Genomic DNA, 10,546 nt, shown 5'->3' on the forward strand with positions numbered 1-10,546 from the left:
ATATGTCAGTTACAAATAGTCCTAAAATGGAAAAGCAAGTTATTGATATTGTTGGTTTGTGTGTTGAGGTTTTAGCTAGTTTAGCCCAAATAGGGTATGAGAAAAAAGGGAGTGTTTCAATTGAACAACTTATTTTTCCAATGAAAACTAAAAGAAAAAAGGACTATGAAGAAGAATCAGAAGATAGAATTTCAGAACAAGAATTGCGACAATTGTTTATTGATAAATTTAAAGCTAAAGCTTATCCAGATTTATACTTTTCAATAGAAACACCAACAAAAGCAAAGTATAAGTTCGGTGAAGCAGACAAAGGGACAGAGCAAGGAGAAGAACTTAAAAATATTAAAGTTGATGAAAAAGGACAATCTGCATTGCTTGATATGTGTGTTTTTAAAAGTGATGGAAAAGACTATAATCGAATTTTAAATATAGAATTTAAACACGGAAATGCTCCACTTAAAGACATTGCAAAAGATGTTCTAAAGCTAATGCACGAAAAAGAAAATGGTGCTTTTATCTTTTTACTTGATAATACCAATAAAGGATCCCTTAATAATATACGTGAGGATAAAATGGGCGTGTTAGATAAATTGTCTAAATCATTTTCTGAATTTTATAATAGAGATAACAGTAATTGGAATGGAGACAGTGAAAAATGTATTCATTTAATCATTCTTTCATTAGAAAGAAAAAAGAATTCAAAAGGACCTGCTTTAATACATCAAATACTTGTTAGAGAGAGGTTTGATAGTTTAAAACCATTAATTACAATTAATGAAAATGGAGAAGGGAATATAACAACGGTATGCAAAGCTAGTGGATGGCAAATTGTATCGAATAAAGAAAATAGCACCAACATCACAATTAGCAGAAAACAAGATTAGCAGAAAAGTAGGAGGTGTTTTTGTTTTTGGTGAAGAGAATTATGAAATAAAAGAAGTGATATAAAATAGCAGAATTGAGTATCATAAAATTAAATTGCTAAAAAAGAGATTGAATGAATATAAAAGCTTGTACTACAGATAGATTTAGAAAAACATACAGAAGTTTAAAAAAAAATGAGCAAGAACTTGTAGATAAAGGAGTCGATTTATGGTTACAAAATCCTGAAAATGGTTCTAGTAACTTTGAGAAGTTAGGTTTTATGGGAGGTAATATTTTCTCAATAAGACTAAATAGTGCTTGGAGAGTGATCATGGCTAAATTTGATGATGTATATTTTTTATTACATACCGGTGGCCAACATGATAAAACAAATGAATGGGCAAAAAATAAAACCATAGACAGAAATAGTACAACGGGAGCTATTCAGATTTACAATGTAAATGTAGAGGAAATAGATCGTCAAATATCTAATAGTAAGCCAGCAGAAGAAATTAAGGGAGCTTTTGAAAGCATTTCTAAGGAAGATTTAATGATTTTAGGAGTTCCTGAAGATTGGTGCGAAACGGTAAAGAAAGTACAAACAGAAGGACAATATATGAATTTGTGGGATGTTTTACCAGAAGATGCCTTAAGTAACCTAGAGGTTTTGTATGATAATAGTATCGATTTAAAAATTTTACTAGCTCAAGTTAAAAATGATATTGAGCAAAAACCAACCGATGTAATAGAACAAATTAAAATTCAACCAGGGTTTCATGTTATTGGAGAAGACACCAGAATATTAGACGCTATGAATGAAGATATTAGTGTGTTTCGTTTTTTCTTACATCCATCTCAAAAAACATATACAACTAAAAATGCCAAAGGCCCCTTAAAACTTACGGGTGGCGCTGGTACAGGTAAAACAGTGGTGGCATTGCACAGAACAAAGTATCTTTTAGAAAACTTAAAAGCAGCTGATAAACCTATTTTATTTACAACGTATACCAAGTATTTAATAAAAAACATTCGATCTTTATTTGCTTCTCAAGGCATTAATGAAGAAAAATTAGTGATAAGCAATCTCCATCATTTTGCACTTAAATATGCGCAAGAAATAGAATTATTTGACCAAAATATAAAAATGGTAACACAACAACATGAACTCAAAAAATGTTGGAAAGATTTTGTTAAAAGAAATCCAGAGGTAAAATGGGATCCAGATTTTTTAAAATTAGAGTATGAAGAGGTAATTCAAAAATATCATATCACCACACTAGATGCTTATTTAAAAGTAAAACGTACAGGACGTGTAGATGCTTTGGTGGTAAGTGATAGAGAAACGGTATGGAAAGCTTTAGTAAGTTACGAAGCGTATCAGAAATACACGAAGAATTATACCTTTAATGATATCATTTTTCAATTAAACAAATATTTAGAATTGTGGCCAGAATACAGACCGTTTAGCCATATTATTTGTGACGAAATTCAGGATTTTAATAATCTTGAGATGAGGTTATTAAGAAATTTGGTGGAAGAAAAAGAAAACGATTTATTTTTATGTGGAGATCCTTTTCAGAATATTTACCAAAGAACCTTACGTTTTAGTCATTCTGGAATTAACATCCGAGGTAATCGTAGTTCTCGTCTTAAAATTAATTACCGTACTACAGAAGAAATTAGACAATTTGCGGTTAAGATGTTGGAAGGTTTTGAATATGATGATTTTTCTGGTAAAAAAGCCTCGTTTGAAGGAGATACAAGTGTTTTAAACGGAAACGAACCAAGTTATGAGCTGTTTGAGAATAATGAAGAATTTTATAAATATATCTTAGACTATATTAAAGGAAGTTTTGGCGAATTAGGCTTGCATGAAATATGCATAACTGCCCGAACATCAGTTGAGGTTCAGAATATTTACAATTTTTTAAGCGCGTCAAAAATTCCTGTTAAAAACTTAAAAGATATTGAAGATGTTTCTGAGACAGAAAATCATATTGTAGTCTGTACCATGCATGCCTTAAAAGGATTAGAATTTAAAAATGTAATTGTAGCAGGTTTTGATAAAAAGACTTTTCCGTATAAACCTAGAGGTTATAAAAATTGGAGTGACCAAGAAAAAGAAGCTTTCTTAAAATCTGAACATTCTTTATATTATGTTGTTTTTTCAAGAGCAATTTCACAGCTTATCGTTACTGGTATTGGAGAAAAAATTCAGTTAAATTAAAGAAAAGAGAAACTGATGAATACAAGTATTGAAAAACATAATTGGACAGACTGGAAGGATTTTCCAGATCCAAGAAAAGGAGATTATGTATCAGCTCCGTTTGGTTTTGGATTGTATCAACTAAAGAATTTTAAAACAAATGAATTCATCCTTTTTGGGATAGGAAATAACTGTGCTTATAGAATGAGTTCTCTATTGCCAAAACCTTTTGGTCAGGGAACAAGAAACAATGAGGCAAAGAGGGATTTTGTTTTAGAAAACCTAAAAGATATTAAGTATAGAACACTTTCTTTTACAGATGTTGAAGAGATGAAACGTGTTGAAAAGGAAATAAAAGTTTTAAAAAGACATCAATACAATACTTAAATTTCATGGCATTATTAGAAGAGACAATTCAGCAATTAGGAAGACCAGCCATATTATTAGGTAACGGTATTAACAATTTAGAAAACTCTTTTTTAGATTGGAAATCTTTATTACATAAATTAGGTGGAGAAAACTTAAATTTTGAAGGGCTGACCTATAATGAAATGTATGATTTTATAGAGATTCATAGTGCCAATGCTAAAGAATTAAAACTAAAAGTCTGTGAGTATTTACAATCTCCTCAAAAAGAAAATTTACATCCCCATTTACAGTTTTTAAACTTAGCGCAAACGAATAACTGTCCAGTGCTAACAACAAATTTTGATTTAGCTTTAGAATCAGCAAAAGATTTAGAATTTTTTAAAACTAAGAATAAAGGGTTTACAAGGTTTTATCCTTGGGATAGATATTATGGACAAGAAGAATTATCAATGCCTACAGAAGGTTTTGGTGTATGGCATATTCATGGTTTAACCCGTTATCACGACAGTATTAGATTAGGTTTAACGGATTATATGGGTAGTGTAGAAAAAGCCAGGAATTGGATTCATAAAGGAGAAAGCCGCCTATTTAATGGCAAAAATCAATCTTATTGGAGAGGAAAAGATACCTGGTTACATATTTGGTTTAACATGCCCTTAATTATTGTGGGTCTAAAATTAGAATCGCAAGAAGTATTTATTAGATGGTTGTTAATTGAAAGAGAACGGTATTTTAAACAATTTCCGGAGAGAAGAAAAGAGACTGTATTTATGAGTACAGGAAGTGATCTGAAAATTAATAATTTTTTAGAAAATTTGAATATTATACATAGAACAGCTCATAATTATAGAGATTTATATAACTAAAATAGTTCCCCCATTATGAAAAAATTTGAAGTAGCTTTTAAAAATGGTTTACTAATAGATAAAGAAACAGGTAAAATTTTAACACCAGTTCCTTTTAGTTCATTTACGATAGAAGGTTTAGAAGAAGGTTTTTTATTAGAAGATGATCAGTCCAAATTTGTCCCGCTATCATCAGAAGAAAAAATAAAAAAGTTACACCAACAGTATAAAGGTTTTGAGCTTGAAAAAATGGCTTCTAAAGGAGCTGTTTTTTACTACAAGATTGGATTAGGAAAACCTAGTGGAGAAGATATTGCAAAAGAATATTTATTTAATGCAGTATTAGAAGAAGATCTATATATTAAAACTAAGAATGGTTTAAAGTGGACATTTTGTAAATGCAGATGCCAAACTAATAAAGTTATAGAAGGTGAGTTAGGTTTAGAGTTTCAGGTGGTTACAGCTAATTCTTTAAGTGAATTGTTTGCAAATGTGGTAAGCACTTATTTTAATAAAAAAAGAAGTACAGCTTGTAATGCTTTTAAAACATTTTATAGTTTAGGTAAAGACGATTCACCAAGTTTAAAATGGATTAAAAGTAGAAAGAATACAAAATTAGATTTGTTAAGAAAAACCCTTATAATGGGGAAGTCGCAGAAAGAATTATTGGATAAATTGAAGTAAGAAATTAAACAAAATGAAAATACTAAACATTTTAATAACCCCAAGTTATGAATCTACTAGAGACGCAATGGGGTTTTCAGAAGAGGAAGACTACAATAGTGATGCTGTATTATTTCAGCAAGGTTATAATATGGATATTCTAAAATTAGAACCTGGAGAAGAGTTTACAATAAGTGATGATTTTAAAGGTCAAGTAGACTGTGAAGAAACTCAATATAAATTCATAGAGTTAAAAGAAGAATGGGAAGATGAACCTGATGATTGGGATGAAGATTATTACGAAGAAGGCGACCCTATAGATTTGCTTCCAGGTAGATATCATTTTTTAGAAGATGGGATTACAATTAAAGAATTGTCTTAAAGTGTATTGAAGGAATTGCTTTTAAGTAAAGTTAATAATAATCTGACTTTTTATGTATTTCTACATATTTATATTAAACAGAAATATGAATAGTATAATTAAGCAAAGAATAAAAGAACTTCAAAATGAAGTAGTAGAATTAAGAAAAATAATAAGAGTTTTAAATTATGATATTTTGTTTCGTAATTTAATTATTACCGAATTAAGGCAGTTGCATATAAACTACTATTGTTATAACGGTATAAATAAACTAAATGAGATTGAAAGATTAGAAAAAATAATAGAGAAAGGGAATAGTTTGTTTCAATAAAAATGAGCTAAGTTAAAAGAGTACAAAATTAGAATTAAAGTTGTGTGTTAGGTATGAATAATTTAGAAAAAGACATTAATAAAGTATTTCAAAATCACTATGATTTTCACAGATCCATTGGTGCTGATTTTGTAAAAAGTGATTCAGGACATATCAATCAAGTAAGTGCTGATTATCAAGGTAGAGTTTTATATGAACTTTTACAAAATGCGTTTGATAGAGCCGAGAAAAAGATAATAGTAAAAGTAATAGGTAAGTCTTTATTTGTTGCGAATGATGGTAAACGGTTTACTTATAATGCAGAACACGATTATATAAATGGAGGGCGTGTAGGAGAAAAATTTGAACGTTGTGATTTTCAATCTTTATGTTCAATATCAACATCCAATAAAACGGCAAATGAAAGTATAGGGAATAAAGGAGTGGGTTTTAAATCGGTATATGCCTTGGGTAGATATGCTAATATTTATACCAAAGGAATCATCAACCCTAGTACTGAGAAAAAAGAGGCTGAAATAGCATTCCGCTTATATGATATTTTTGATGATGTAGATACTATCCCGAATGATTTTATTGAAGAAATAAAAAAACATATAACGAAAGCTATTGGAGATGTTAAGCGAGAATTTTCTGATAGGGGGTTACCTGGTTATTATTTTCCTTTACAGTTAAATGAAGAAAATAACAAAGTATTTAATAATTTTGATAAAGACATAGTGACTATTATTGAAGTTCCTTTTCAATCAAAAGATGAAGTAGATAAACTTTTAAATGAAATTGAAAGTATACATTTTGGTTTTGTAGGATTAAAATATGAGAACGACTTTGATATTAAATTTGAAACTGAAGAAAGTTCTTTTATTAAAAACACTTCAACAACCGATGAAACTTTATTTTCAGCAAAACTAGATACTGCTAAAATGCAATTATTAGCAGAAAAAGCAGGTGTAAATATTAAAGAGCCTGAAGTTGCTATAAAATTTAAGAATGAACCTTCAGGGTTGTTTTATAATTATTTACCTACAAAAAAAGAATCCCCATTTAAGTATGTTGATTTTCATGCTGATTTTCATACAACAGTAGACCGAAAGGATATTAATTTTGATGGAGATAAAGTAGGAGCTTATAATAGAGCATTATTGGAGGCTTGTGTTGAGCTGTATTTTAAAATGATAAACAATTCTTTATCAATTAATAAACAAGTCTCTCTTAATTTACGTTATATAATTGGACCAGGAGATATTGTTGGGCTAAAAGAATTTAATTGGCATTTGTTGGAAAGTAACAATGCTTATAAAATTTTTAAGACTGTGAAGTCTATTTTATCAATTTGGAATTATGAATATGATAAAGCATCTAATTTGTTGGCAAATTTAGCATTACAATTTTTTAATAATAAAAGAGAAATTAAAGAACACGAAGTGTTTTTTAAAACAATTACTGATTTTATTAATTATTTTTCGAGAGATGATGGAGATCGTTGGAAGTGGCCAGATTTATTTAAAGAATGTTTAGCAGGTAAACTTCTAAATGAAAATGTTCAATTTTTGCCAGGAATTAATTTAAAAGAAGGAGATATAATTATATATCAAAAAAATGAAGATAAAAAAATAGAACTTCCAGATAGTATTCCTATTAAAATTACAAATTTTGATATTAAAGATTTTAAAATTAAAGATAAGCTTACTATAAAAGACTATACCCAGTCAAATGAGATCTTAAAATATTTTAGACAATGTTCATTTTCAGGAGTATATAGTAGAGAAACAATAGGTGAAGAAAACCAAAAACATATTTTAAAAAGTTGTTATGAGTTATACCTTTCAAAGGATAAAAAGAAATATTTAAGTTCTCACCGTTATGCTACTGCTTTTACAACAGATTTAAGGAAACAAAATAGTACCAGTAACCAAGCTAATTTTAATATTTCAACACTGTTTTTAAAACAGATTGATGGTAAATATAAACCAGCTCAACTTTGTAAAAAGACTGAATTAGATTTAGAATTTTTAGATTTTCTAGAGGCTTCAGAAGTGGATAATTGGTTGCGTTTTATGGGAGTTTCTACAGAAACGAACACTCGGTTTTTAGATTTAAATATTTACAATCAATTAGGTGATGGAGTTCGTCAGTTACCAAAACTGTTAACTAAGGGAGAACATAAAGAAGAAGTATCTGGAAAATTATTAGAGAACGTACGTATATTAAACTCTAATAAAAAATTAACACATCCTTCAGTTATAAATGACAATAATTATAGCTTTTTAGAAAATATAAGTAATAATAAGCTAAAACCAGAACTTGATAATTTACTTGTTAAAAATTATAATGATTTTCCTAATCAATACTTAAAAATACTTAGGGAAAGATTGGAACCACTTTTAGCTACTAATAAAAAGAGTATTATTCAGTTTTATCAAAATGTTTTTGAAGTATTTGCTTTACAAGATTGGTATTTAGTTATTAAAAATAACAAACTCAAATGGATACAAGAAGATAACTTTCATATATTAAGCAATAAAGTTGATTTTGAATTGTGTGCAAAACAATTTCCTTCAAAAGCTATTTTAGCATATTATTCAGGTAAACTTAAAGAAAGTTTAAAAGAAAAACTTGTTAAATTAACTAAAGGGAAAATAAAATCTTCTAATGTAAAAATAAACCTTGATTTAAAATCTATTTTAGTAGAAAGGCTACCTTTTATTTTAATCAATTTAAGCTATTCTAAGAATTCAGAATCAGATTACTTATCCGAAAATGCTAATCTTTCAACTTTACAAATGAAATTTGAAAGTATGTCCATTTATGAATGTGCTATGCTAACTCAGGAATTGAATTTTGAAAAGCTTGGTAGTGATGTTTCTCCTAAATCTTATGCTTATAATGAAAATGAACTTTTTATTTCTAGTACTTCTACAAAATCACAGCAGATACAAGGTGTATGTGATTTTCTTTTCAATAATATTAGTATAAAAGATCAAGTAGAATTAATTGTTTTTCATAAAGAATTAGATGAATTAAGAAAAGAAACAGACATAGTTGAACTAGGAGTAATCAATAGAAAGTGGAAACCCGATTATCAAGAAAAGTATGTTGAATTTCAAACTAAAATACTTTCCTTTTATAATAGAAATCTAGATAGTAATGTGTTTTGGTATAAATACAATGAAGAAGAACAAAATGAATTTCTTATTGAACTGGATAAAGCTAATAAAATAAATGAATTGGAAAGTCTTATTTTACAATCAATAAATGAGTATGAGGACTACTTTGATGGGTTTCAATTAGAAATAGACTATTCTCATATTATTGTAGATATTGCCTTTATACAAGCGTATATAGATAGTGCTCCGTTAGAAGAAAAATTTGAGAAAAAATTGCTGGGTTTAATTAGAAAGGCTGAAAAGAGAACTTTAGGTATTGAAGATGAGATTCGAGAGTTAAAAAGTGATTTCCCTCATATATTTGTAGTAAACGGAAATGAAAATGAATTAAAGACTAAACAAGACGAGATAAACAATGTTCAAAAGATAGAAAATATCTATGCAAAGTTAAAACTAGGAAGGGTTAAGTTTTTGGAACATAATAATTTGGTTGGAGCAAATAAAACAAATATTATACTACCTATTAATAGTAAACAAATTATTTTCCAGGGTACTGCAGACAAGTCAGAAAATAATTTGCAGTTAGAAATAACAGGTGCTTGTGGGGAAGTAGAGGTTTTGATTTGCTTAATAAATGAATTTATACAATTAAATAAAGAAGAACGAAAAAAGGGTATAAAAGCTATTAAAGACGAATTATCTAAACATATGAGGGATACTAGCTTTTTTGATAAATATGCAGAAGATTGTATAGAAGTAATTGAAGATACGGCTAAACTTAGTAAAGCATTAATACCTTTATTTTTTGTTTCTAGAAAATATAAATATGCCAATTTTGATCTTATTACTTACAGGAAAGGATCTCCTACACTAATAGAGGTTAAGACAACAAGTAATATGAAAAGTAAAAGTTTTTTTATTTCTATAGCAGAGGTAAATAAAGCAAGAGTTCATCCGAATTATGAGATTGTAAGAGTTACTCCAAAATCAATTATTTTTATGGGAAACCCAATTAAAAAAATTAGTAAAAAAATACAAGAAATACAAACCGATGGATTTACGCTTACACCACGTAATTTTGAACTTATTATAAATTAGGAGATAACCTTATTTAAATATAAAGTAAATTACTGCTTACCGATCCAAGGATTAAGTTTATTGCGTAATTCAGTTTCAATTTGTGTAATGATAAATTGTTTAATTTCTTTAGTACAATTAGCTAATTCAATAGGTAATTCCCAATAAGAAAAACTTATGTTTTCTTTGTTAAAAGAAGCTCGTCCTTCTAATTTTAAACTGTAAGTAGCTGTTTTTCCTTTATGTGTAATATGTTCTTTTATTCTTGCACCTAATTTTTCTGATTTTCCGATATAAAAGACATATTCAGTATCAATTTTTATCTGATTGTATTTATTAAATCTTTTCTGTACAATTTTGGGGTAATTATTATATCCGTTTTGAGTCCAATTTTTAGTTAACGTTTTTAACGTGTATGCTTCTTTAGGTTTTATATAAAAAATATAAATTCCAAAAGTATTTTTGATATTTATAAAATTTATTTCATCAATAGAACTTTGCTTTTCTTTTAATTTATTTTTTATTGAATCTAAGTTCTGCTCTGAAACTATATTTTCTTGAATATTTTTCCAGGCAATATCTAATTGAATTATTTGGTTTGAAATTGTCTCCATATTATTTAATCTTATACCCTTTTTTAAACTCACCACAAGTATCAATTTTTCTTTTAATAGCACTTGGTTTTGCAGCTCTTATGCCTTGTTCATTTCTTGCAACACCAATACT

At 28.2% G+C, this 10,546-nt stretch carries 8 protein-coding genes; 7 read left to right on the forward strand and 1 reads right to left on the reverse strand.

What is annotated here, in order from left to right; translation table 11 throughout:
• The first annotated feature begins 2 nt into the window (after nucleotides 1-2).
• The 7 genes from MPF19_RS16670 to MPF19_RS16700 all read left to right on the forward strand — a co-directional run bounded on the left by MPF19_RS16670 (nucleotide 3) and on the right by MPF19_RS16700 (nucleotide 9,841).
• Nucleotides 3-884 (forward strand): hypothetical protein, encoded by an 882-nt coding sequence (locus MPF19_RS16670; protein ID WP_249989341.1) that lies wholly within the window; start codon nucleotides 3-5, stop codon nucleotides 882-884.
• A 113-nt stretch (nucleotides 885-997) separates the two neighbouring features.
• A complete protein-coding gene (locus MPF19_RS16675) occupies nucleotides 998-3,091 on the forward strand; it encodes a UvrD-helicase domain-containing protein (RefSeq protein ID WP_249989343.1) in 2,094 nt (697 codons plus the stop codon).
• Nucleotides 3,092-3,106: 15 nt separating this feature from the next.
• On the forward strand, nucleotides 3,107-3,457 hold the full coding sequence (locus tag MPF19_RS16680; RefSeq protein WP_249989345.1) for a hypothetical protein: 351 nt from the start codon (nucleotides 3,107-3,109) through the stop codon (nucleotides 3,455-3,457).
• Nucleotides 3,458-3,462: 5 nt separating this feature from the next.
• Nucleotides 3,463-4,305: an SIR2 family protein gene (locus MPF19_RS16685; protein ID WP_249989347.1), complete on the forward strand. Its 843-nt coding sequence runs from the start codon at nucleotides 3,463-3,465 to the stop codon at nucleotides 4,303-4,305.
• 15 nt (nucleotides 4,306-4,320) lie between these two features.
• Complete coding sequence (locus tag MPF19_RS16690) at nucleotides 4,321-4,968, forward strand: hypothetical protein (protein ID WP_249989349.1); 648 nt, start codon at nucleotides 4,321-4,323, stop codon at nucleotides 4,966-4,968.
• A gap of 13 nt (nucleotides 4,969-4,981) precedes the next feature.
• A complete protein-coding gene (locus tag MPF19_RS16695) occupies nucleotides 4,982-5,329 on the forward strand; it encodes a hypothetical protein (protein WP_249989350.1) in 348 nt (115 codons plus the stop codon).
• 363 nt (nucleotides 5,330-5,692) lie between these two features.
• A complete protein-coding gene (locus MPF19_RS16700) occupies nucleotides 5,693-9,841 on the forward strand; it encodes a protein NO VEIN domain-containing protein (RefSeq protein WP_249989352.1) in 4,149 nt (1,382 codons plus the stop codon).
• 29 nt (nucleotides 9,842-9,870) lie between these two features.
• Here MPF19_RS16700 and MPF19_RS16705 read toward each other — a convergent pair whose 3' ends face one another.
• Nucleotides 9,871-10,434: a hypothetical protein gene (locus tag MPF19_RS16705; RefSeq protein WP_249989355.1), complete on the reverse strand. Its 564-nt coding sequence runs from the start codon at nucleotides 10,432-10,434 to the stop codon at nucleotides 9,871-9,873.
• Nucleotides 10,435-10,546: the final 112 nt, after the last annotated feature.

This window comes from Polaribacter sp. Z014, assembly GCF_023555435.1.
GTDB lineage: Bacteria > Bacteroidota > Bacteroidia > Flavobacteriales > Flavobacteriaceae > Polaribacter.

Bases quoted from the DNA above. Each gene is read 5' to 3' on its own strand.
- MPF19_RS16670 (WP_249989341.1), top strand. From the start codon at position 3: ATGTCAGTTACAAATAGTCCTAAAATGGAAAAGCAAGTTATTGATATT.
- MPF19_RS16675 (WP_249989343.1), top strand. From the start codon at position 998: ATGAATATAAAAGCTTGTACTACAGATAGATTTAGAAAAACATACAGA.
- MPF19_RS16680 (WP_249989345.1), top strand. From the start codon at position 3,107: ATGAATACAAGTATTGAAAAACATAATTGGACAGACTGGAAGGATTTT.
- MPF19_RS16685 (WP_249989347.1), top strand. From the start codon at position 3,463: ATGGCATTATTAGAAGAGACAATTCAGCAATTAGGAAGACCAGCCATA.
- MPF19_RS16690 (WP_249989349.1), top strand. From the start codon at position 4,321: ATGAAAAAATTTGAAGTAGCTTTTAAAAATGGTTTACTAATAGATAAA.
- MPF19_RS16695 (WP_249989350.1), top strand. From the start codon at position 4,982: ATGAAAATACTAAACATTTTAATAACCCCAAGTTATGAATCTACTAGA.
- MPF19_RS16700 (WP_249989352.1), top strand. From the start codon at position 5,693: ATGAATAATTTAGAAAAAGACATTAATAAAGTATTTCAAAATCACTAT.
- MPF19_RS16705 (WP_249989355.1), bottom strand. From the start codon at position 10,434: ATGGAGACAATTTCAAACCAAATAATTCAATTAGATATTGCCTGGAAA.